Annotated in this window: 18 protein-coding genes; 14 read left to right on the top strand and 4 right to left on the bottom strand. The window is 71.7% G+C overall.

Going from position 1 to position 22,994, the window contains the following annotated elements; genetic code table 11:
• Positions 1-133: 133 nt before the first annotated feature.
• From AB0G74_RS08280 to AB0G74_RS08260, 5 genes are all read left to right on the top strand, one after another.
• Positions 134-1,285, top strand: coding sequence for a Gfo/Idh/MocA family oxidoreductase (locus tag AB0G74_RS08280; RefSeq protein ID WP_361142013.1), 1,152 nt, complete (start codon positions 134-136; stop codon positions 1,283-1,285).
• Entirely contained in the window at positions 1,282-2,508 is a 1,227-nt protein-coding gene (locus AB0G74_RS08275; protein WP_361141964.1) for a DUF993 family protein, read from the top strand. The genes AB0G74_RS08280 and AB0G74_RS08275 overlap by 4 nt, the downstream gene beginning before the upstream one ends.
• Positions 2,505-3,359, top strand: coding sequence for a sugar phosphate isomerase/epimerase family protein (locus AB0G74_RS08270; RefSeq protein WP_361141962.1), 855 nt, complete (start codon positions 2,505-2,507; stop codon positions 3,357-3,359). Before AB0G74_RS08275 ends, AB0G74_RS08270 begins: the two co-directional genes overlap by 4 nt.
• 87 nt (positions 3,360-3,446) lie before the next feature.
• Positions 3,447-5,654 carry an ATP-dependent RecD-like DNA helicase gene (locus AB0G74_RS08265; protein WP_361141960.1) on the top strand — a complete coding sequence of 736 codons (2,208 nt, stop codon included), beginning with the start codon at positions 3,447-3,449 and terminating at the stop codon, positions 5,652-5,654.
• Between the two features lie 227 nt (positions 5,655-5,881).
• Positions 5,882-7,171 (top strand): citrate synthase, encoded by a 1,290-nt coding sequence (locus AB0G74_RS08260; protein ID WP_361141958.1) that lies wholly within the window; start codon positions 5,882-5,884, stop codon positions 7,169-7,171.
• Between the two features lie 728 nt (positions 7,172-7,899).
• Here AB0G74_RS08260 and AB0G74_RS08255 read toward each other — a convergent pair.
• The 3 genes from AB0G74_RS08255 to AB0G74_RS08245 form a co-directional block, all read right to left on the bottom strand.
• The gene (locus AB0G74_RS08255; RefSeq protein WP_361141957.1) at positions 7,900-8,217 is read right to left on the bottom strand and encodes a heavy-metal-associated domain-containing protein; all 318 of its coding nucleotides are present in this window, start codon (positions 8,215-8,217) and stop codon (positions 7,900-7,902) included.
• A gap of 364 nt (positions 8,218-8,581) precedes the next feature.
• Positions 8,582-8,779: a MerR family transcriptional regulator gene (locus AB0G74_RS08250; protein ID WP_358825001.1), complete on the bottom strand. Its 198-nt coding sequence runs from the start codon at positions 8,777-8,779 to the stop codon at positions 8,582-8,584.
• A 269-nt stretch (positions 8,780-9,048) separates the two neighbouring features.
• A complete protein-coding gene (locus AB0G74_RS08245; RefSeq protein WP_361141955.1) occupies positions 9,049-9,960 on the bottom strand; it encodes a sugar phosphate isomerase/epimerase in 912 nt (303 codons plus the stop codon).
• A 136-nt stretch (positions 9,961-10,096) separates the two neighbouring features.
• On the opposite strand from AB0G74_RS08245, the gene iolC reads away from it, so the two are divergent.
• The 7 genes from iolC to AB0G74_RS08210 all read left to right on the top strand — a co-directional run bounded on the left by iolC (position 10,097) and on the right by AB0G74_RS08210 (position 20,803).
• A complete protein-coding gene (gene iolC / locus AB0G74_RS08240; protein ID WP_361141953.1) occupies positions 10,097-11,335 on the top strand; it encodes a 5-dehydro-2-deoxygluconokinase in 1,239 nt (412 codons plus the stop codon).
• Positions 11,332-12,216 (top strand): deoxyribose-phosphate aldolase, encoded by an 885-nt coding sequence (locus tag AB0G74_RS08235; protein WP_361141951.1) that lies wholly within the window; start codon positions 11,332-11,334, stop codon positions 12,214-12,216. Before iolC ends, AB0G74_RS08235 begins: the two co-directional genes overlap by 4 nt.
• Before the next feature lie 189 nt (positions 12,217-12,405).
• The gene (gene iolB, locus AB0G74_RS08230) at positions 12,406-13,374 is read left to right on the top strand and encodes a 5-deoxy-glucuronate isomerase (RefSeq protein ID WP_361141949.1); all 969 of its coding nucleotides are present in this window, start codon (positions 12,406-12,408) and stop codon (positions 13,372-13,374) included.
• Positions 13,371-15,302 (top strand): 3D-(3,5/4)-trihydroxycyclohexane-1,2-dione acylhydrolase (decyclizing), encoded by a 1,932-nt coding sequence (gene iolD / locus AB0G74_RS08225; RefSeq protein WP_361141947.1) that lies wholly within the window; start codon positions 13,371-13,373, stop codon positions 15,300-15,302. Before iolB ends, iolD begins: the two co-directional genes overlap by 4 nt.
• A 78-nt stretch (positions 15,303-15,380) precedes the next feature.
• A complete protein-coding gene (locus AB0G74_RS08220; RefSeq protein WP_361141945.1) occupies positions 15,381-16,883 on the top strand; it encodes a CoA-acylating methylmalonate-semialdehyde dehydrogenase in 1,503 nt (500 codons plus the stop codon).
• A gap of 300 nt (positions 16,884-17,183) precedes the next feature.
• Positions 17,184-19,943, top strand: coding sequence for an alpha/beta fold hydrolase (locus AB0G74_RS08215; RefSeq protein ID WP_361141943.1), 2,760 nt, complete (start codon positions 17,184-17,186; stop codon positions 19,941-19,943).
• The gene (locus AB0G74_RS08210) at positions 19,940-20,803 is read left to right on the top strand and encodes an ABC transporter permease (RefSeq protein WP_361141941.1); all 864 of its coding nucleotides are present in this window, start codon (positions 19,940-19,942) and stop codon (positions 20,801-20,803) included. Before AB0G74_RS08215 ends, AB0G74_RS08210 begins: the two co-directional genes overlap by 4 nt.
• Positions 20,804-20,844: 41 nt before the next feature.
• On the opposite strand, the gene AB0G74_RS08205 is transcribed toward AB0G74_RS08210, so the two are convergent.
• A complete protein-coding gene (locus AB0G74_RS08205; protein WP_361141939.1) occupies positions 20,845-21,615 on the bottom strand; it encodes a DNA-binding response regulator in 771 nt (256 codons plus the stop codon).
• Positions 21,616-21,919: 304 nt separating this feature from the next.
• Here AB0G74_RS08205 and AB0G74_RS08200 point away from each other — a divergent pair, with 304 nt between their 5' ends.
• Both AB0G74_RS08200 and AB0G74_RS08195 read left to right on the top strand, forming a co-directional pair.
• Positions 21,920-22,249, top strand: a complete 330-nt coding sequence (locus AB0G74_RS08200; RefSeq protein WP_361141937.1) for a hypothetical protein — start codon at positions 21,920-21,922, stop codon at positions 22,247-22,249.
• Positions 22,250-22,316: 67 nt separating this feature from the next.
• Positions 22,317-22,850, top strand: coding sequence for an anthrone oxygenase family protein (locus AB0G74_RS08195; protein ID WP_361141935.1), 534 nt, complete (start codon positions 22,317-22,319; stop codon positions 22,848-22,850).
• Positions 22,851-22,994 lie beyond the last annotated feature (144 nt).

The following is a 22,994-nucleotide window of genomic DNA, read 5'->3' as shown; positions in this document are numbered from 1 at the left end:
ACGCGGCCGGTTCGTCCCGTCCGCCGCGCCGGTGCCGAGCGGGCCGCCCGCCCGCCGGGACCCATGGAACGCACGAGGTCCCACGGCCGTGCACACCACCGCCCGGCGAACCGACGAGCCCGGAGGCAGCGCCATGGACAGCGGAACCGTACGGATCGCCCTCAACGGCGTCACCGGGCGGATGGGTTACCGCCAGCATCTCGTCCGGTCCCTGCTCGCCCTGCGGGACCAGGGCGGCCTCGATCTCGGCGACGGCCGGACCCTGCGGCCCGAACCCGTACTCGTCGGCCGCCGCGAACCGGCGCTCCGCGCCATCGCCGAGCGCCACGGACTGCGCCACTGGGACACCGATCTCGACTCCGTACTCTCCGACGGCACGGTCGACGTCTACTTCGACGCCCAGATCACCGCCGCCCGCCCCGACGCGCTGATCCGGGCGATCGCCGCGGGCAAACACGTCTATACGGAGAAGCCGACGGCGACCGGACTCGCCGACGCCCTGGAGGTGGCCCGGCTGGCCCGGTCGGCCGGGATCCGCCACGGCGTCGTCCAGGACAAGCTCTTCCTGCCGGGACTGCTGAAGCTGAGACGCCTGATCGACGGTGGCTTCTTCGGCGAGATCCTCTCCGTCCGCGCCGAGTTCGGCTACTGGGTCTTCGAAGGCGACTGGCAACCGGCCCAGCGGCCGTCGTGGAACTACCGGGCCGAGGACGGCGGCGGCATCACCGTCGACATGTTCCCCCACTGGTCCTATCTGCTCGAACGGCTCTTCGGCCGGGTCACCAGTGTGATGGCGCAGGTCAGCACCCATATCCCCCGCCGCTGGGACGAGCGGGGCAAGCCGTACGAGGCGACTGCCGACGATGCCGTCTACGCCGTCCTCCGGCTCGACGGCGGGACCGTGGCACAGATCAACTCCTCCTGGGCGGTCCGGGTGATGCGGGACGAACTCGTCGAGTTCCAGGTGGACGGAGTCCTGGGTTCCGCCGTGGCCGGGCCCCGCCGCTGCCGGATCCAGCACCGGTCCACCACCCCGCGCCCCGTCTGGAACCCCGACCTGCCCACCACCGACTCCTACCGCGACCACTGGCAGGAAGTCCCCGACAACCAGCCCTTCGAGAACGCCTTCAAGGCACAGTGGGAGCTGTTTCTGCGCCATGTCGCCCTCGGGGAGCCGTACGACAGCGATCTGCTGGCGGGCGCCCGCGGGGTGCAACTCGCCGAACTGGGGCTCCGGTCGTCCGCCGAGGGCCGCCGGATCGAGGTTCCGGAGCTGACCCTGTGACCGGGCCCCCGTCCGGCCACCGTCCGGATTCCGCGGACGGCCCCCGGCCCTGGGAACCCACAGGCCCCCGGCCCGTACCGCCCGCTGCCCGGGCCTCCGCCTCCCGACGGTTCTTCGCCGCCGCGCACGTCGTGGCCGCCACCACTCCGGCCGGGGAAGCGGCGGCGAACACGGCACCTATAGGAGCGGTTTCCGTAACCAGAACTACAGGAGCCGCCGAACGGGCCGCCCCCGCCGCCGTCGACTGGGACGCCACCCTCGCCTTCCGCCACCATCTCTGGTCCCGCGGACTCGGAGTCGCCGAGGCCATGGACACCGCCCAGCGCGGCGCCGGACTCGACTGGCCCGCCGCGGCCGAACTCATCCGCCGCACGGCCGCCGAAGCCGCGGCCACCGGCGGCGCCCTCGTCTGCGGCGCCGGAACGGACCAGCTCACGGGACCGGCCGGACTCCCCGCGATCCGCCGGGCGTACGAGGAACAACTCGCCCATGTCGAGAGCTGCGGCGCCGGAGCCGTCCTGCTGGCCTCCCGGGCCCTCGCGGCCACCGCGCGGTCCCCCGAGGACTACCAGGAGATCTACGGCGAACTGCTGCGGCAGTCGGAGCGCCCGGTGATCCTGCACTGGCTCGGCCCCGCCTTCGACCCCGCCCTCCGCGGCTACTGGGGCGACACCGACCCCGGCCGGGCCGCCGAGACCCTGCTCGCCGTCGTCCGCGCCCACCCCCGCAAGGTCGACGGCGTCAAGATCTCCCTCCTCGACCCGGCCCGCGAGATCGCCCTCCGCCGCCGGCTCCCGCCGGGCGTACGGTGCTACACCGGCGACGACCACCACTATCCCGAGCTGATCGCGGGCGACGAACACGGCCACAGCGACGCCCTGCTCGGTGTCCTCAACCCACTGGCACCCCTGGCGGCCCGGGCCCTGCACGCCCTCGACACAGCCGGTACGGCGGCCTTCAGAGCCGTACTCGACCCGACCCTCGACCTCGCCCGGCACCTCTTCGAACCCCCCACCCGGCATTACAAGACCGGGGTGGTGCTGCTGGCCTGGCTCGCCGGACACCAGCCCCGCTTCACCATGCTCGGCGGCCACCACACCGCCCGGCCGCCGGACCATCTGGCCCGCGCCCACCGGCTCGCCGACCTGCTCGGCCTCCTGCCCGACCCCGAACGCGCCGCCGCCCTGATGGCGGCCCTGCTCACCGGCGAGGAGCCCCGATGACCGCGCTCCCGGCCCCCGGCGGCCTCGAACGGCTCAGCGTCAACCAGATGACCGTACGGCAGCTCTCCCTGCCCGAACTCGCCGACGGCTGCGCCCGGCTCGGCATCCCCGGCGCCGGACTCTGGCGCGAACCCGTGACGGCGTACGGCACCGCCGCCGCGGCCCGGCTGATGCGGGACAGCGGGCTGAGGGTGACCAGTCTGTGCCGGGGCGGCTTCCTCACCTCGGCCGACCCCGCCGCACGGGCCCGCGCCGTCGACGACAACCGGGCCGCCGTCGACCAGGCGGCGGCCCTGGGCACCGACACCCTGGTCCTGGTCTCCGGCGGACTGCCGCCGGGCGACCGGGACCTGCCGGGCGCCAGGGAGCGGGTCGCCGACGCCCTGGCCGGACTCGTCCCGTACGCCGGGGACGCGGGGGTACGGCTCGCGATCGAACCGCTGCACCCCATGTACGCCGCCGACCGCTGCGTCGTCTCCACCCTCGCCCAGGCGCTCCGGATCGCCGGGCGCTTCCCGCCCGCCCGGGTCGGCGTCGTCGTTGACACGTACCACGTGTGGTGGGACGAGGACGCCCCCGCCCAGGTGGCGCGCGCGGGCGCCGAGGGCCGGATCCACGGCTTCCAACTCGCCGACTGGACCACACCGCTGCCCGCCGGGGCGCTCAACGGGCGGGCCCGGCTCGGCGACGGCTGCGTCGATCTGCGGGGCTGGCGGCGCCGGGTCGACGCGGCGGGCTACCGGGGACCCGTCGAGGTGGAGATCTTCAACGAGGCGCTGTGGAGCGGGGACGGGGCGGAGGTACTCGCCGACACGGCCGCCCGCTACGCCCGGCACGTCGCGGGGGAGTGACCGGTCCCGCCGGACGCGGGCCGGGCCGTGCCGCCCCGGTTGTCCACAGGCCCCCACGCTGTCGGACCACGGCGGTAGCGTCGTGCCATGTCCAATCTGTCAGTACTCGAAGGGGTCCTCGAACGGATCACCTACGCGAACGAGGAGAACGGCTACACGGTCGCCCGCGTCGACACCGGCCGCGGCTCCGGCGACCTGCTGACCGTCGTCGGCTCCCTCCTCGGCGCGCAGCCCGGCGAGTCGCTGCGGATGGAAGGGCGATGGGGTTCCCATCCGCAGTACGGCAAGCAGTTCACCGTCGAGAACTACACGACGGTGCTGCCCGCGACGATCCAGGGCATCCGCCGCTATCTCGGCTCCGGACTCATCAAGGGCATCGGACCCCGGATCGCCGAACGGATCGTCGACCACTTCGGTACGGAGACCCTGGACGTGATCGAGCAGGAGCCCGCGCGGCTGGTCGAGGTCCCCGGACTCGGCCCCAAGCGCACCCGGCTCATCGGCTCCGCCTGGGAGGAGCAGAAGGCCATCAAGGAGGTGATGGTGTTCCTCCAGGGCGTCGGCGTCTCGACCTCCATCGCGGTCCGGATCTACAAGAAGTACGAGGACGCCTCGATCTCCGTCGTGAAGAACCAGCCCTACCGGCTCGCCGCCGACGTCTGGGGCATCGGCTTCCTCACCGCCGACCGGATCGCGCAGGCCGTCGGCATCCCGCACGACAGCCCCGACCGGGTCAAGGCCGGGCTGCAGTACGCGCTCTCGCAATCCACCGACCAGGGCCACTGCTTCCTGCCCGAGGAGCGGCTGATCGCCGACGCGGTCAAGCTGCTCCAGGTCGACACCGGCCTGGTCATCGACTGCCTCGGCGAACTCGCCGCCGACGAGGAGGGGGTCGTCCGGGAGCGATTGCCGGGCCCGGAGGGCGGCGAGCCGGTGACAGCCGTCTATCTGGTCCCGTTCCACCGCGCCGAGCTGTCCCTCGCCGCCCAGACGCTACGGCTGCTGAGGGCCCCCGACGACCGTCTGGGAGCCTTCCACGACGTCGCCTGGGACAAGGCCCTGTCCTGGCTCGCGGACCGGACCGGAGCCGAGCTGGCGCCCGGACAGGAGGAGGCGGTACGGCTGGCGCTCACCAGCCGGGTCGCCGTACTGACCGGCGGCCCCGGCTGCGGCAAGTCCTTCACCGTCCGCTCGGTGGTCGAGCTGGCCCGCGCCAAGAAGGCCAAGGTCGTGCTGGCGGCCCCGACCGGGCGCGCCGCCAAACGGCTCGCCGAACTCACCGGCGCCGAGGCGTCCACCGTCCACCGGCTGCTGGAGCTGAAGCCCGGCGGGGACGCCGCCTACGACCGGGACCGCCCGCTCGACGCCGATCTGGTGGTGGTCGACGAGGCGTCCATGCTCGATCTGCTGCTCGCCAACAAGCTGGTGAAAGCCGTGGCGCCCGGGGCGCATCTGCTGCTGGTGGGCGATGTGGACCAGCTGCCCAGCGTCGGGGCGGGGGAGGTGCTGCGCGATCTGCTGGCCGAAGGCAGCCCGGTGCCGCACGTCCGGCTCACCCGGATCTTCCGCCAGGCCCAGCAGTCCGGGGTCGTCACCAACGCCCATCGCATCAACTCCGGTGAGCAGCCGATCACAACCGGTCTGCCGGACTTCTTCCTCTTCGTGGAGGAGGAGACCGAGGACGCGGGGAAGCTGGCCGTCGATGTGGCCGCGCGAAGGATTCCGGCCAAATTCGGTCTGGACCCTCGCCGGGATGTTCAGGTTTTGGCCCCGATGCATCGCGGCCCGGCGGGCGCCGGAGCGCTGAACGGCCTGCTCCAGCAGGCCGTCACCCCCGCCCGGCCCGATGTGGCCGAGAAACGCTTCGGTGGCCGAGTTTTCCGGGTCGGCGACAAGGTCACCCAGATCCGCAACAACTACGAGAAGGGCCGGAACGGCGTTTTCAACGGCACGGTGGGCGTCGTCACCGCCCTTCACCTCGACGACCAGCGGCTCACCGTGCTGACCGACGAGGACGAGGAGGTGCCGTACGACTTCGACGAACTGGACGAACTGGCCCATGCCTACGCGGTCACCATCCACCGCTCCCAGGGCAGCGAGTACCCGGCCGTGGTGATCCCCGTCACTACCGGGGCCTGGATGATGCTGCAACGGAATCTTCTCTACACCGCGGTCACCCGGGCCAAGAAACTCGTGGTGCTGGTCGGCTCCCGCCGGGCGATAGGACAGGCGGTCCGGACGGTTTCCGCAGGCAGACGGTTCACGGCGCTGGCGCACCGGCTCTCGGCCGGCTGATCCCGGGCGCTCGTCCGGCTGGCGGAGCCCACGAGCCGGTGGGGTGGGAAATGGCACCCCGACTTCCGGAAACCGGGCGAACGGGGCAGGATGAGCAGGTTGGCGGCACTCAGTGCCGCCAATGGGCCCAAAGGCCGACCCCGAGTGCACTCTCATGCGCCAAATGGGGGATGGTAGAGACAGTCAGGGCACCTCGAAGAAGAGGCACTACGTCGGTGAGGGATGACGTGAGCGACAACTCTGTAGTACTGCGGTACGCGGACGGTGAATACACCTACCCGGTGGTCGAGAGCACCGTCGGTGACAAGGGCTTCGACATCGGGAAGCTCCGGGCCCAGACAGGACTCGTGACCCTGGACAGCGGCTACGGCAACACGGCCGCCTATAAATCCGCGATCACCTACCTGGACGGCGAGCAGGGCATCCTGCGCTACCGCGGTTACCCCATCGAGCAGCTGGCCGAGCGCTCCACCTTCGTCGAGGTGGCCTATCTGCTCATCAACGGCGAGCTGCCCACGGTCGACGAGCTGGCCGTCTTCAAGAACGAGATCACCCAGCACACGCTGCTCCACGAGGACGTCAAGCGGTTCTTCGACGGCTTCCCGCGTGACGCCCACCCGATGGCGATGCTCTCCTCCGTCGTCAGCGCCCTGTCCACGTTCTACCAGGACAGCCACAACCCGTTCGACGAGAAGCAGCGCCACCTCTCGACGATCCGGCTGCTGGCCAAGCTGCCCACGATCGCGGCGTACGCGTACAAGAAGTCGATCGGTCACCCGTTCGTCTACCCGCGGAACGACCTCGGGTACGTGGAGAACTTCCTGCGGATGACCTTCTCGGTCCCGGCGCAGGAGTACGACCTGGACCCGGTCGTCGTCGCGGCCCTGGACAAGCTGCTCATCCTGCACGCGGACCACGAGCAGAACTGTTCGACCTCCACGGTCCGGCTGGTCGGCTCCTCGCAGGCGAACATGTTCGCCTCGATCTCGGCGGGCATCTCCGCCCTCTGGGGTCCGCTGCACGGCGGCGCCAACCAGTCGGTGCTGGAGATGCTGGAAGGCATCCAGGCGTCCGGCGGCGACGTCGACTCCTTCATCCGCAAGGTGAAGAACAAGGAAGACGGCGTGAAGCTCATGGGCTTCGGGCACCGCGTCTACAAGAACTTCGACCCCCGGGCGAAGATCATCAAGGCGGCGGCGCACGATGTCCTCTCGGCCCTCGGCAAGTCCGACGAGCTGCTCGACATCGCCCTCAAGCTGGAGGAGCACGCCCTCGCGGACGACTACTTCGTCGAGCGCAAGCTCTACCCGAACGTCGACTTCTACACGGGTCTGATCTACCGGGCCATGGGCTTCCCGACCGAGATGTTCACCGTGCTCTTCGCGCTCGGCCGGCTGCCCGGCTGGATCGCCCAGTGGCACGAGATGATCAAGGAGCCGGGCTCCCGGATCGGCCGTCCGCGGCAGATCTACACCGGTGAGGTCCTCCGTGACTTCGTCCCGGTCGAGGCCCGCTGATCGCGTCACGCGACATCGCGCGAGCGCACAGCCGCATAGCGGAAAGCGCCCCGCCGCCGATCCCCCCCCGGGTCGGCGAGCGGGGCGCTTCCCATATCCCCGGAGCGGATTCCCCCCACGGGATCCGGCCGGGTGTCTGCGACCGCAGATTTCGCGCGGTATGCCGGGGTACGTACGACGGGAGGGCCGCTCAAAGCTCCCCGGGCACGTGCCCCGGCCAACGCTTGCCTGAGATGTCCCCCAAGACATCCCATGAACGTCCCCCAAGACGTTCCTGGCATCGTCCATTTAGACCCTGGAGGGGCCTCAATGGTTACCCCTCAATATCTGTGATCTAGGTCTCTTTGTGAAGGTCTTGTGCATCACACGTACCTCCGCGACGGGGTCCGGGTCCGGTCCGGCGGGTCGTTTCGACCCTGGCGTGCGGGGTCGTCGAGATTTGGTGATCATGCCGCTGACCTGGCCGGATTCCATCGCCGATGGGCTTTTCCGGTCGCTCGGCCGACGTCGCGGGACGGCCTTCGGGGGCTTCGGTTCGGGCGTGCGATGAGAGGCGGATCACGTTCGCACGTGTCCGAAATATCGCTGATGCCGCCCGGAGGGTACGCCGGGGGAGCGGGGGCTCGCCCGGCCCTGCCGCGTCCGGGTCCGCCCGAAAACGCGGGCGGGCCGTACGGGGCGCCGCGAAGGACGCTCCCGTACGGCCCCGGCCCCGGGTGGTGTCCGGCTCAGGCGGTGCCCGCCAGCTCGTAGCCCGCCTCGTCCACGGCGGCGCGTACGGCCGCCTCGTCGAGCGGGGCCTCGGAGACGACGGTGACCAGGCCGGTCGAGGCGACGGCGGTCACCGAGCTGACGCCCGCGATCGCGGAGACCTCGGCGGAGATGGCGCCTTCGCAGTGGCCGCAGGTCATGCCGGTGACCTTGTAGACGGTGGTGACGGTGCCCTCGGAGGCGGCCGGGGCGGCGCCTGTACCGCAGGAGCCGCCGCCGCAGCAGCCGGACGCTTCGGTCGTCTCGATGAACTCGATGTCGGGCTTGGTGCTCATGGCGTTCTCCTCGTGGACGGTCGGGCGGTATGGCCGCATGGCACGGTGGACTTGGGGCGGTTGATGACCCCGGGGCCCGTGCTGCACACCATACTATACCCCTAGGGGGTATGAAATCGCGGTGGGGGATATCGGTCTCCCGTCGTCGGGTCGGCAGACGCCCGCCGGGCCCCGTCCCGGGCCGGAGCGGGCCCGGGGAGGCCGCTCCGGCGTCGCGCCGTACGAGGATCGGGGGCGGTGCGCCGTACAGGACGTGCGGCGGCGTGTCGTACGGGATCGACGGCGCCGATTCCGGGGCCGTGCGTACGGGGTCCGGGCGCGCCGTCGAGACCGCCGTACGCGGCTCCGGCGGCGCGCCCGGCGGTCAGCGCCGGCCGCGGTTGTTGCCCGGCCGGTTCGCCACCCAGGAACGGATCGTGTCCGCGTACCAGTACGGCTTCCCGGCCTCGACCAGGTCCGGCGGCGGAAGATGCCCGTGCTTGCGGTAGGAGCGAACGGTGTCCGGCTGCACCCGGATGTGAGCGGCGATCTCCTTGTACGACCAGAGCCTTCGGTCCGACATCTGTGCGACACCTCCTTGCGGGCGCCGCAGTCGCGGTTGGGGGACCGTGAGGGACCTGCGGCGGATGCGCTTGGCGAGCACCGAGCCTGGTGCCGGGGGCCCCTCTCCCGGGAGGGGAAGTGCCGGGATGTTGATCAGCTGTGACGTAAGACCCGCGTAATGGAGATATATCCGATCATCGGCATAAAAAGCCGGGCGCGGCTGTGGCGTCGGGCCGCACCCCCGTCCACTACCGCCGAAGCCCTGGTCAGAACCGGCGGGAGCCCCGGTCAGACCCCGCAGGAGCGCAGAAAGCGCCGAGTGCGCCGGGCGATCGGGAAGGGCTGGTCCGGCGGGCACGGATACATGTCCTGCTCGACGATCGCGAACAGGTCCGCGTCGAGCGCCCGCGCGGCGGCCAGGACCGGCTCCAGCGCCGGTACACCGCCCGGCGGCTCGCACATCACGCCCCGGGCCACCGCCGGGCCGAACGGGACCTCGTCCGCCACCACCCCGGCGAGTACGGCCGGATCCACCTGCTTCAGATGGAGATAGCCGATCCGCTCGCCGTAGGTCTCGATGAGCTTGACGCTGTCGCCGCCGCAGTACGCGTAGTGGCCCGTGTCGAGGCAGAGGGAGACCAGCCCGGGATCCGTGGCGTCGAGGAACCGCTGAACGTTCTCCTCGCCGTCGATATGGGTGTCGGCGTGCGGGTGGACCACGATCGTCAGCCCGTACCGCTCCCGCACCTCACGCCCCAGCCGCTCCGTCTGAACGGTGAGATCGCGCCATTGTCCGGCCGTCAGGGTCCGGTCCTCCAGCACCCTCCCGGTCTTGTCGTCCCGCCAGAAGGACGGGATGACCACCAGATGGCCGGCGCCCGTAGCCCGGGCGAGGGCCGCGACCTCCGAGACCCGGGCCCAGGTCTCGTCCCAGACCGCCGGGCCGTGGTGCAGCCCGGTGAAGACCGTCCCCGCCGACACCTTCAGCCCCCGGCGAGCCGTCTCCTCCGCCAGGACGGCGGGATCCGTCGGGAGATAGCCGTAGGGGCCCAGCTCGATCCACTCGTACCCCGCCTCCGCGACCTCGTCCAGAAAGCGCCGCCAGGGCACCTGACGCGGATCGTCGGGGAACCACACGCCCCAGGAATCGGGGGCCGAGCCGACCCGGATGCGGTGCGGGGGAGCGACGGGCGTGGTCATACGGCCGAGCTTTCCGGCCACGCCGAAACGGTGTCAAGCCTTCGTCCGAATGTCAGGACAAAATATTGACAGGGCTCGGCGAGGGCCTTTAGATCTGGGGGCCGGGCGCCGAACCGCAGGGACCGAAGGGACGCGCATGCCTCAGCCGGACGGGCCACCGCCGCACGACGCGGCCGCCGCACCCCATGACGTGATCACCATGGGGCGGATCGGGGTGGACCTCTACCCGCTGCGCACCGGCGTCCCACTGGCCCGGGTCGACACCTTCGGCAAGTTCCTCGGCGGCTCCGCGAGCAATGTGGCCGTCGGCGCGGCCCGGCTCGGGCGCCGTACCGCCGTCATCACCCGGACCGGCCTCGACCCCTTCGGCGACTATCTCCACCAGGCGCTGCGCGAGTTCGGAGTCGACGACCGCTGGGTCACCCCGGTGGCCGAGTACCCCACCCCCGTCACCTTCTGCGAGATCTTCCCGCCGGACGACTTCCCGCTCTACTTCTACCGGCGGCCCAAGGCCCCCGATCTGGAGATCCGGGCGGACGAACTCGACCTCGACGCGATCCGGCGCGCCCGGGTCTTCTGGATGACCGGCACCGGACTGAGCGCCGAACCCAGCCGGGGCGCCACCCAGACGGCGCTCGCCCACCGCGACCGCGCCGGGATCACGGTCTTCGACCTCGACTGGCGGCCGATGTTCTGGCGGGACCCCGAGACGGCCCGGCCGTACTACCGGGAGGCCCTGCGCTTCGCCACCGTCGCCGTCGGCAATGTCGACGAGTGCGAGATCGCCACCGGGGAACGCGAACCGGAGGCCGCCGCCCGGGCGCTGCTGGCCGCCGGGGTGGAGCTGGCGGTGGTCAAACGGGGCCCCGAGGGTGTGCTGGCGCTGCGGAGCGACGGCGCCCGGGTCGAAGTCCCGCCGGTCCCCGTCGAGGTCGTCAACGGGCTGGGGGCGGGCGACGCGTTCGGCGGCGCGCTCTGCCACGGACTGCTGGCGGGCCTGCCCCTCGAACAGGTGATGCGGTACGCCAACGCGGCCGGGGCGATCGTCGCGGCCCGGCTCGCCTGTTCCAGCGCCATGCCGTACGAGGACGAGGTCGAGCAGGTCCTCGGCGGCGGCCCCGTACCACCGGAGCGCGAACGGCCGGAGCGTGAACGGCCGCCGGGGAGTGCGGAGCCGTCCGAGCGCCCGGGGCGTACGGAACCGGAGCGTACGGAACCTGGGCCTTCGGGACCGGAGCGTACGGAAGGGCGGCCCGCCTCGGAGGACGTCCCCGGGGCCGAGCCCGCCCCGGCCCCTGCCCCGGAGCCCGGTCGCGCCGCCGTGTCCACCACCGGCCGTGGGCGGCCGTCGACCGGTCCGGGGGAGCCGTCGTGAGCCGGGTCTCCATCGGAGAGCTGACCGGGATCCGCACCCGCCACCCCGAAGCCGTCGCCGAGGCCGCCGTCCGGCGCGGCCGGCGGTCCCGGCTCCTCGGCGACTCCGGCCGACTGATGATCATCGCGGCTGACCACCCCGCCCGGGGCGCCCTCGCCGTCGGGGAGAGCCGACTCGCCATGGCCAACCGGCTCGATCTGCTGGAACGGCTCTGTCTCGCGCTCTCGCGCCCCGGGGTCGACGGTGTCCTCGCGACCGCCGACATCCTCGACGACCTGCTGCTTCTCGGCGCCCTCGAAGACAAGATCGTCATCGGCTCGATGAACCGCGGCGGGCTCGCGGGCGCCGCCTTCGAACTCGACGACCGCTTCACCGGCCATCGCGCCCGCGACCTGGCCCGGCTCGGGTTCGACGCCGGGAAGCTGCTGCTCCGGATCGACTACGGGGACCCCGGGTCGCTGGACACCCTGCACACCGCCGCCCGCACCATCGACGAGATGGCGGAGCATCACCTTCCGGTCTTCGTCGAACCGTTTGTCTGCCACCGGGTGGACGGACGGCTGCGGACCGATCTGACCGCCGAGGCCGTCACCCGGTCGATAGCCATCGCGTCGGGCCTGGCCGGGACGTCCGCGTACACCTGGCTGAAGGTCCCGGTCACCGACGACCCCGACGACATGGCGGCGGTACTGGAGACCTCGACCCTGCCCGCCGTCATCCTCGGCGGCGAGATCGGGGACGATCAGCACGGCGCGTACGAGCGGTGGCGGACGGCGCTGCGGCTGCCCACCGTGCAGGGGCTGGTGGTGGGACGCTCCTTGCTCTACCCCGTCGACGGTGATGTCGCCAAGGCCGTCGACACGGCTGTTTCCTTGCTCTGACCGGCTCCGTCGCCGGGGGTGTGCGGGGACCGCGGCGGTACACGGGGTACCCGGAAGACCGGGGCGGCGACGACGGCACCACCGCACGGCGCACCACCGCAGGGCACCACGGCACCAAGGCGCGACGGACAGCAGGGCACGACGGCACGACGGCACGGCGGACCATCCGGACAGGGAGTGCACGGACCGATGAGCACCGACGAGGGCGACGAACGGTACGGGGAGCGGTACGTCCCCGCGGGGACGGCCGCCGACGGACCGTACGCCCTGCGCCTCGACCCCGGCGGGCCCGGCCGGGAGTACACCGGTCTGCGCGTCGTCGAGCTGGCCCCCGGCGCCGCGCACTCCTTCACCACCGGCGACGCCGAATGGATCGTGCTGCCCCTGGAGGGCGGTTGCACGGTCACCGTCGACGGCGCGTTTTTCGAACTGCTGGGCCGGGAAAACGTGTTCAGCGGGGTCTCCGACTTCGCCTACGTACCCCGTGACGCCCGGGCACAGATCGCCTCCGGTGCGGGAGGCCGCTTCGCCTTGGCAGGAGCGAAGTGCGAGCGACGACTCCCCGCTCGCTACGGCCCCGCGCCGGAGGTACCGGTCGAGCTGCGGGGCTCGGGCCCCTGCTCCCGGCAGATCAACAACTTCGCCGCGGCGGACGTCTTCGACTGCGACCGGCTGATCGCGGTCGAGGTACTGACCCCCGGCGGCAACTGGTCCTCCTATCCTCCCCACAAGCACGACGAACACCGGCCGGGCACCGAGTCCGAACTGGAGGAGATCTACTACTTCGAGATCGAGCGCGGCGGACTCGGATACCACCGTGTCTCCCCGTCCCGGCCCGGCGGTACGGAGGTACTCGCCGAGGTCCGCGACGGCGACGCCGTACTGATCCCGGACGGCTGGCACGGCCCGTCGATCGCACCGCCCGGCCGGACCATGTACTACCTCAATGTGATGGCGGGCCCCGGACCCGGGCGCCGCTGGCTGATCCGCGACCATCCGGACCACCGATGGATCCGCGACACCTGGCCGGGGCAGCCCGTCGACCCCAGACTGCCGCTGTACGAGGCGCCCCGCTCCGCCCCCGGAACCCGGACCGCGCCCGGACGCCCGGCCGCCTCCGGGCCCGCCGCGCGACCACCCGAGGAGGAAGACCGATGACCACCCGCCGGCTCACCGTCGCCCAGGCGCTCGTCGCCTTCCTCGGCCGTCAGTACACCGAACGCGACGGCCGCCGCCAACGGCTGATCGCCGCCACCTGGGGCATCTTCGGCCACGGCAATGTCGCCGGGATCGGCCAGGCGCTGGTCGAGTCCGGCACGGGCCCCGGGGCCGTGATGCCCTACTACCAGGGCCGCAACGAACAGGCCATGGTCCACGCGGCGGTCGGCTACGCCCGTCAGTCACGACGACTCTCCGCCCACGCAGTCACCACCTCCATCGGGCCGGGGGCCACCAATCTGGTCACCGGCGCCGCGCTCGCCACCGTCAACCGGCTCCCGGTACTGCTGCTGCCCGGCGACGGCTTCGCGACCCGCCCCGCCGATCCGGTGCTCCAGCAGCTGGAAGTGCCGTACGCGGGCGATGTGTCGGTCAATGACGCGCTGCGGCCCGTCTCCCGCTACTTCGACCGGATCACCCGCCCCGAGGCCCTCATCCCGGCCGCCCTCGCCGCCGTGCGAGTACTCGCCGACCCCGCCGAGACCGGTGCCGTGACCCTCGCGTTGCCGCAGGACGTCCAGGCCGAGGCGTACGACTGGCCGGAGGAGTTTCTCGCCGACCGCGTCTGGCGGGTGCCGAGGACCCGCCCCGACCGAGCGGTGCTCGACGGCGCGGCCCACGGGGTGACGGCGGCCCGGAGACCGCTGATCGTGGCGGGCGGCGGTGTCCGGCACTCCGAAGCGGAGGACGCGCTGCGCCGATTCGCCGAGGCCACCGGGATCCCTGTCGCGGCCACCCAGGCCGGCAAGGGCGCCCTGCCGTACGACCATCCCCGCGATATCGGCGGCATCGGACATACCGGTACGGCGACGGCCGATGAACTCGCCCGCACCGCCGATCTCGTGATCGGGGTCGGCACCCGCTGGTCCGACTTCACCACAGCCTCCTCCACCCTCTTCCAGAACCCCGCCGTCCGCTTCCTGAACATCAACGTCACCTCCTTCGACGCCCACAAGATGGCCGGGCTCTCGGTCGTCGCCGACGCCCGTGCCGCCCTGGACGAACTGACCGACGCCCTCACGGCCGGGGGCGGCTATCGCGTATCCGAGGCGTACGAACGGGAGTACGGCGCGGCGAAGGAGCGCTGGGAGCGGCTGGTCGACCAGGCATACGCCCCCGGAAGCGGTGGCGGCGGCACGGGCTCCGGCGACTCGGGCGCCGACGGCGCGCGCCCCACCCAGACCCAGGTACTCGGCGCGCTCGACGCCCTGGTCACCGGCGACGACATCATCATCAACGCCGCCGGGTCCCTCCCCGGTGACCTCCACAAACTGTGGCGGGCCCGCTCCACCGACCAGTACCACGTCGAATACGGCTACTCCTGTATGGGGTACGAGATTCCCGCCGCGATCGGTGTGGCGCTCGCCGCCCCCGACCGGCCCGTCTGGGCCCTCGTCGGCGACGGCACGTATCTGATGAACCCCACCGAGATCGTCACCGCCGTCCAGGAGAACATCCCGATCAAGGTGATCATCCTGCAGAACCACGGCTACGCCTCGATCGGCGGCCTCTCGGAAGCCGTCGGCGCCGAACGGTTCGGTACGGCATACCGGCTGCGGGCCGGGGACGGCAGTTACACCGGCGGGCCGCTCCCGGTCGACCTCGCGGCCAACGCGGCCTCCCTCGGACTTCGGGTCATCCGCGCCCGAACCGTGCGTGACCTGCAGGAAGCCCTGGCCGAGGCCCGCTGGTCGGATGTCCCGACAGGTGTCTACGTGGAGACCGAAACGGCAGACACTGTGTCGGGCGCGCCCCCGGCACAGGCGTGGTGGGATGTTCCTGTGGCGGAGACGGCGAACCGTCCGTCCGCGATCAAGGCCCGGGAGGAGTACGAACGGCAGATCACGGCCCGGCGTCGCCATCTGTGACCGGGAGGCCGCGCCTCCGCCCCGACCCGTCCGGCCCGCGCGCCGGAGCGAGCGAAGGTTGTGAAGGAGCCATTCGTCATGACGAAGACCGTCCACCACTGGATCGGTGGCAAGACCGTCGAGGGCGCGTCCGGCAACTGGGGCGAGGTCACCGACCCCGCGACCGGTGCCGTCACCACCCGGGTGGCACTGGCCTCGGCCGACGAGGTCGCGAAGGCCGTGGCGGCGGCCCAGGAGGCGTACTCCTCCTGGGGCACCTCGTCGCTCGCCCGGCGCACCGAGATCCTCTTCCGCTACCGCGCCCTGCTGGACGCGCGGCGCGATGACATCGCCGCCCTGATCACCGCCGAACACGGCAAGGTGCACGCCGACGCGCTGGGCGAGGTGGCACGCGGACTGGAGATCGTCGAACTGGCCTGCGGGATCACCACCCAGCTCAAGGGCGAGCTGTCGACCCAGGTCTCCAGCCGGGTCGATGTCGCGGCGATCCGCCAGCCGCTGGGCGTCGTCGCCGGTATCACCCCGTTCAACTTCCCGGCGATGGTGCCGATGTGGATGTTCCCGCTCGCCGTCGCCTGCGGCAACACCTTCGTCCTCAAGCCAAGCGAGAAGGACCCCTCGCCCGCCAATCTGCTGGCCGAACTGGCCGCCGAGGCCGGGCTGCCGGACGGTGTGCTCAATGTCGTCCACGGCGACAAGGTCGCGGTGGACGCGCTGCTGACGCACCCGGACGTGGCCGCGGTCTCCTTCGTCGGCTCCACCCCCATCGCCCGCTACATCCACACCACCGCCTCCGGCCACGGCAAGCGCGTCCAGGCCCTGGGCGGAGCCAAGAACCACATGCTGGTCCTGCCCGACGCGGATCTCGACGCCGCCGCCGACGCCGCGGTCTCGGCGGCCTACGGCTCCGCGGGCGAGCGCTGTATGGCGATCTCCGCCGTCGTCGCCCTCGAATCCGTCGCCGACGAACTCGTCGAGAAGATCCGCGAGCGCGCCGTGAAGATCACCATCGGCCCCGGAACCGACCCCGCGTCCGAGATGGGCCCCCTGATCACCCGGGCCCACCGCGACAAGGTCGCCTCCTATGTGACGGGCGCCGCTGCCCAGGGCGCCGAAGTCGTCCTCGACGGCACCGGCCACACCGTCGACGGATACGAGAACGGCCACTGGATCGGGCTCTCCCTCCTCGACCGGGTCTCCACCGACTCCGACGCCTACCGCGACGAGATCTTCGGCCCCGTCCTCTGCGTCCTCCGCGTCGCGACCTACGAGGAGGGCGTCACGCTGATCAACGCCTCCCCGTACGGCAACGGCACCGCGGTCTTCACCCGCGACGGCGGCGCGGCCCGCCGCTTCCAGCTGGAGGTCCAGGCGGGCATGGTGGGCGTCAACGTCCCCATCCCGGTCCCCGTCGGCTACCACTCCTTCGGCGGCTGGAAGGACTCCCTCTTCGGCGACCACCACATCTACGGAAACGACGGGGTGCACTTCTACACCCGGGGCAAGGTCGTCACCACCCGCTGGCCCGACCCGTCCGAGCCCCACGCCGGCGTCGACCTCGGCTTCCCCCGCAACAGCTGACCGGCCGGGGGCGCGCCCGGCCCCGGCCGCGCCCCCGAACCCCACCCCGACCCGGTACGCGTCCCCGAACCCGGCTCCGCCGGTGCCCCCGGCCAGGGCCCCGGCTCCCGCCCGGGCCGTGTCCCGGGCTCCGGCCCCGGTTTCTTCCGCGTCCCCGGAGCCGGGGGCCGCAGCGGAGCGGGGCGGCCCGGCACGTACCGCGTCGGGTGTACATCCGCCCACCGCGTACTTCCCCGGGAGGGCGCCCGCCTCCCCCCGGCGCCGGTCCATCCCCCCGACCGGCCCGCTTAGGGTTTCCCCATGAAGATCCGACTTCCCCGGCCCCGCACGCGCGGCCAGTGGCTGGCGGGCGCCGTCGCCCTCGCCGCCCTCGCGGGCGGGGGCACCTACGCGGCGGTCGCCGACGACACGGCACCGGCCGTCCAGCGGGAGGACCGCGTCCAACGGATGCCGGGGGCCCAGATCGACACCTCCTACTTCCTCTCCGGCGACCGTACGAAACCCCGGCCCGCCGTCCTCCTCGGACACGGCTTCGGCGGCACCAAGGACGACGTCCGAACCCAGGCCGAGCAACTGGCCCGGGACGGCTACGCCGTACTGACCTGGTCCGCACGGGGCTTCGGAAAGTCCACCGGACAGATCGGGCTCAACGACCCCGACCACGAGGTCGAGGACGTCTCCCGGCTGATCGACTGGCTGGCCGCGCGCCCCGAGATCCGCAAGGACGCCGAAGGCGACCCCCGGGTCGGCATGGCCGGGGCCTCCTACGGCGGCGCCATCGCCCTGCTCACCGCCGGACACGACCGCCGCGTCGACGCCCTCGCCCCCTCCATCACCTACTGGAACCTGGCGGACGCCCTCTTCCCCGACGGCGTCTTCAAGAAGCTGTGGGCCGGGATCTTCTTCTCCACGGGCTCCACCGGCACCGGAGTCGGCACCCCGCCGCCCGGCACCACCCCCGACGGACCCGGCACCGACCGCGAACCGGGCAGCGGCCGCCCGCCCGCCGCCCGCGCCACCGGCACCCCCGCCCCCGTCGGCTGCGGCCGGTTCCAGCCCGAACTGTGCGCCATGTACGAGCGGACCGCGATCTCCGGAAAGCCCGACGCCGCCGCCCGGCAGCTGCTGGCGGAGCGCAGCCCGTCCGCCGTCGGCGAGCGGATCACCGTGCCCACCCTCGTCGTCCAGGGACAGTCGGACTCCCTGTTCCCGCTGGACCAGGCCGATGCCATGGCCCAGCGGATCCGCGCCAACGGCGCGCCCGTCGCCGTCGACTGGATCAGCGGCGGCCATGACGGCGGCGATCGTGAGAACGAACGCGTGGAACAACGGGTCACCTCCTGGTTCGACCGATATCTCCGTCAAGACGGTGGCGTCTCGACCGGGCCCGCCTTCCGGGTCAGCCGGACCGGGGGAGTGGACTCCACCGACGGCACCGCCCGGCTGCGCGGAGCGACCGCCGACAGCTACCCGGGACTCGACGGCGGCCCCCGGCCCGTCGAACTGACCGGAATGCCGCAGCGCTTCACCAACCCGGCGGGCGGGGCCCCGCCCGCCGTCTCCGCCGTACCCGGACTCACCGGCGGACTCGGACAGCTCTCCTCCCTCGGCGTCGGCCTCGGTCTCGACTTCCCCGGCCAGCACGCCCGCTTCGAATCGGACCGGCTGACCGAACCCCTCCGGATCACCGGCGCCCCGACCGTCCGGCTCAGGGTCACCTCGTCGACCGGAGAGGCCGTCCTCTTCGGCAAGGTGTACGACGTCGGGCCCGACGGCCGTACCCAGGTCCTCCCCTCTCAACTGGTCGCCCCCCTACGGGTCGAGGGCGCCGAACGAGGCAAGGAGGTCGAACTGACCCTCCCCGCCGTGGACCACCGGGTCGACGCCGGACACCGGCTGCGGCTGGTGCTCTCCGCCACCGACCTCGGCTACGCCTCCCCGGCCGCCCCCGCCACCTACACCGTCGCCCTCGCCGACCCGGCCGGCACCCTGACCGTGCCGACCGCGCCGGATGTCCGGACCGAGGCCGCCGGACTGCCCTGGTGGACCTGGGGCCTGCCGACCGCCGCGGCACTGATCGCCGCCGCCCTGCTGCTCACCGCCCGCCGCCGCACCACGGCACCGCCGGCCGATCCCGGACTCGCCGACGTTCCCCTGGAGATCACCGGACTCACCAAGCGATACGCCGGATCCCAGGACCGCTATGCGGTACGGGAACTCTCCTTCCGGGTCGAGAAGGGCCAGGTACTGGGGCTCCTCGGCCCCAACGGCGCGGGCAAGACCACCACCTTGCGGATGCTGATGGGCCTGATCCGCCCCGACGAGGGCGAGATCAAGGTCTTCGGCCACCCCATCCGCCCCGGCGCACCCGTACTCTCCCGGGTCGGCGCCTTCGTCGAGGGCGCCGGGTTCCTGCCCCATCTGTCGGGCCGCGAGAACCTCGAACTGTACTGGCGGGCCACCGGACGCCCCGCCGAGGACGCGCACCTGGAGGAGGCGCTGGATGTCGCGGGCCTGGGCGACGCCCTCGCCCGCGCCGTCCGCACCTACTCCCAGGGCATGCGCCAGCGGCTCGCCATTGCCCAGGCCATGCTCGGTATGCCGGATCTGCTGATCCTCGACGAACCGACGAACGGTCTCGATCCGCCGCAGATCCGTGAGATGCGCGAGGTCATGATCCGGTATGCGGCCGGAGGCCGAACGGTCATCGTCTCCAGCCACCTCCTCTCCGAGGTCGAACAGTCATGCACCCATCTGGTCGTCATGGACCGGGGCCGGCTGGTGCAGGCCGGACCGGTCGGTGAGATCACCGGCGGCAGCGACACCCTGCTCGTCACCGTCGCCGGGGACGTATCCGACCCGCTGATCGACAAGATCGCGGCCCTGCCCGGGGTCGGCTCGGCCCACCGGGCCGACGAGGGACTGCTCGTCCGGCTGGACGGCGCCACCGCGACCGAACTCATCGGCGAACTCGTCCGGCTCGACATCCCCCTGACCGGAGTCGGACCGCACCGCCGCCTCGAGGACGCCTTCCTCACCCTGATCGGAGGTTCCGCATGAGCGGGCCCGCCCCGTCCACGGCGGCACCCGGCTACCGGCCCCGGGGCACCCTGCCGCTGCGCGTCGAAGCCGTACGCCAGCTCAAGCGCCGCCGGACCCTGGTGATGGCCGCCGTCCTCGGCGCCCTCCCCTTCGTCCTCGTCGCCGCCTTCGCCATCGGCGGCGGTCCGGACGGCGGCGAGAACGACCGGATCACCCTGATGGACACCGCCACGGCGTCCAGCGCCAACTTCGCCGCCACCTGCCTCTTCGTCTCAGCGGGATTTCTGCTGGTGATCCCGGTGGCGCTGTTCCACGGCGACACCGTCGCGTCCGAGGCCGGATGGTCGTCGCTGCGGTATCTGCTGGCGGCGCCCGTACCGCGATTCCGGCTCCTCTGGTCCAAGCTGGTGGTCGCCCTCGGCTTCAGCGCGGCGGCCATCCTCCTGCTGCCCGTGGTCGCCCTGGCGGTCGGCACCGTCGCCTACGGCTGGGGGCCGCTGAAGCTACCGACAGGCGGCTCCCTCGACACCGGCGACACCCTGCCCCGGCTGGGCATCGTCATCGTCTTCATCGCTCTCTCCCAACTGGTCACCGCCGGACTGGCGTTCTGGCTCTCCACCAAGACCGACGCCCCCCTGGGCGCGGTCGGCGGAGCGGTCGGCCTGACGATCGTCGGCAATGTGCTCGACGCCGTCACGGCCCTCGGCGACTGGCGCGAGATCCTCCCGGCGCACTGGCAGTTCGCCTGGATAGACGCCCTCCAGCCGCAACTGGAATGGGACGGCATGATCAAGGGCACGGCCGTCTCGGTCTCCTACGCCCTGGTGCTCTTCGCCCTGGCGTTCCGCACCTTCACCCGTAAGGACATCGTGTCCTGATCCGATGACCGGCCCGCCGGACCACCCGGCGGGTCGGCTCCTCAGATCCAGCCGCGTCGAGCCGCCTCGGCGCCCGCCCGGAAACGGCTCGTCGTGCCGAGTACGGACATCAGCTCACCCACTCGGCGGCTGTAGGTGCGCCCCGACATATTGAGCCGGGTAGCCGCCGCGTCATCCGTGAGACCGGCGAGTATCGCCTCCAGCACCGGCCGCAGATGGGGCGGCGGACCCGAGGACCTGGCCTTCCGGGCGAGATCCTCACCCGTCTCCCACCAGACCTCGTGGATCCGGACGAGAGCCCGGACGACCACGGGATCCCGGATCAGCAGCACACCGTCGTCATCGGGGTCGAGATCGAGCGGTACCGCGGCGACCGAACGGTCCGCGACGATTATCCGGAACGGAACCGATTCGGTGACCCTGGCCTCACCCAGACACCGCCAGGGCTCCCGCAGCTGACGCAACCCGTGCCGGGGCGCGATCCGCCGGACCCGGGTCGTCGGCACCTCGGTCGCACACCCCGAGGTGTCACTTCTGAGAAAAGACTCGGGAATCCCCTGACCGAGCGACGCGGCCGGATCGTCGAAGCTGAGCAACTCGTGCCGCGCCGAATGGACCAGACTCGCCAGAGCGGCCCGGATCCGGGCGATTCCCCTGATCTGCTGTATCCGCTGCCCCTGTTCGAACCGGTGCGGAAGCACCGTGTGCTGGAGCTGCTGAGACTGCTGTCCCCGCTCGCCCCGCGCCTCGCGCGGTACGGACCGTGAGACCTCCCACCCGGGCGCGGAGCCCGGAACGACTGCCACCGACATGTCGCATCATCCCCCGCTGTTCCTTTCACCGCGGGATCCGTCCCCTTCGAATCCGCGGACACTCCATGTACGCACACGACAGCACTCCGTGACAAGATCCTGATCGGAGAGTGGCGAGTCCTTGCCACTCAGGTGATTTCGGCCGCCGGTGCGGACACCATGAAGTCAGAGCCGCCGAAGCGCGTCGCACCGGCGGACGGGCCTCGGAGCCCGACGCGCCACGGGTGATTCGCACCCGCTCGCGCACACCATCCACCATCCGCGCACGGACGCGCTCCCGTGCGCCGGGAAGAGGAGAACTCCCATGTCACGTCGGATCACCGCAGCCGTTCTCGCCGCCGCCGCACTGCCGCTGGCACTGACCGTCTCGACCGCGCAGGCGGCCGAGACGGTGAAGTCGGCGCCTCGACCCGCCCTGCTCGACTGCCGTACGAGTACCGACGGCTGGACCGGCCGGGCGGACTGTACGAACCGTAGCAACCAGGTCGTCGCCTTCCGGGCGGTGGTCGTCTGCGGGGTGTGGCCCGACGCCTACGGCAAGTGGATCACCCTGAGTCCGGGACAGGCCGGCTGGTCCTCGGCGACCTGTGGCGGCGGAACCGGCGTGGGCAGTGTCAGCTGGGAGGAGGGCTGACCTTCCCGGGAGCGCGGGCGGGGAAACGGAGCTGATCATCCGGCGGTGACAGGTCATCATGTCGGGCATGGCTACCGTCCTTCTCGCCCTCGCGATCATCTCCACCGGCCTCTACGCGGGCTTTATGCTCACCTTCCGCACGGGCGTCATGCCCGCACTCGCCCAATTGACCGATGAGCAGTTCCTGGCCGCGATGAGACGGATCAACGAGGTCGTGCCCCGGCCGCTGTTCGTCCTCACCTTCTTCTCCATCGTGGTCTTCCCGGCCGTGGCCCTGGCCGTTCCGACCGAGGGCCGAACCACCGAGCAGACCTGGCTGATCGTCGCCGGACTGGTCTGCTCCGTGCTCAACCATCTGGTGACCATCGGCGGCAACATCCCGCTCAACAACGCGCTCGCGGCGGCCGAGAGGTCCGCCGGGACCGGAACCGCCGCACCCCGGACGAGTGGTGCCGGGGGCGGCCGAAGCGCCGACTGGTCGGCGCTGTCCGACAAGGAGGTGCGTACCGCGTTCGAGGGTCCGTGGAACCGCCTGCATCTGATCCGGACCCTGTTCACCATCGCCGCGTTCGCGCTTCTGGTCGCCGCCGCGCTGGGCTGACCGCGAACAGTCCGCCCGGTCCCGGTCCCGGTCCCGGTCCGGGGCGGACGCGGATGACAACGGTGAATGAGTGCTCATTAATACGCCTGAGTACCGGTTCGCCGTTGTCGACGCGGGCGGGACCCGGGCGGAGCGCCGCCGGGA

This window comes from Streptomyces sp. NPDC020875 (assembly GCF_040641415.1).
Lineage (GTDB): Bacteria > Actinomycetota > Actinomycetes > Streptomycetales > Streptomycetaceae > Streptomyces.
This window is presented reverse-complemented; position numbering and strand designations above follow the sequence as displayed.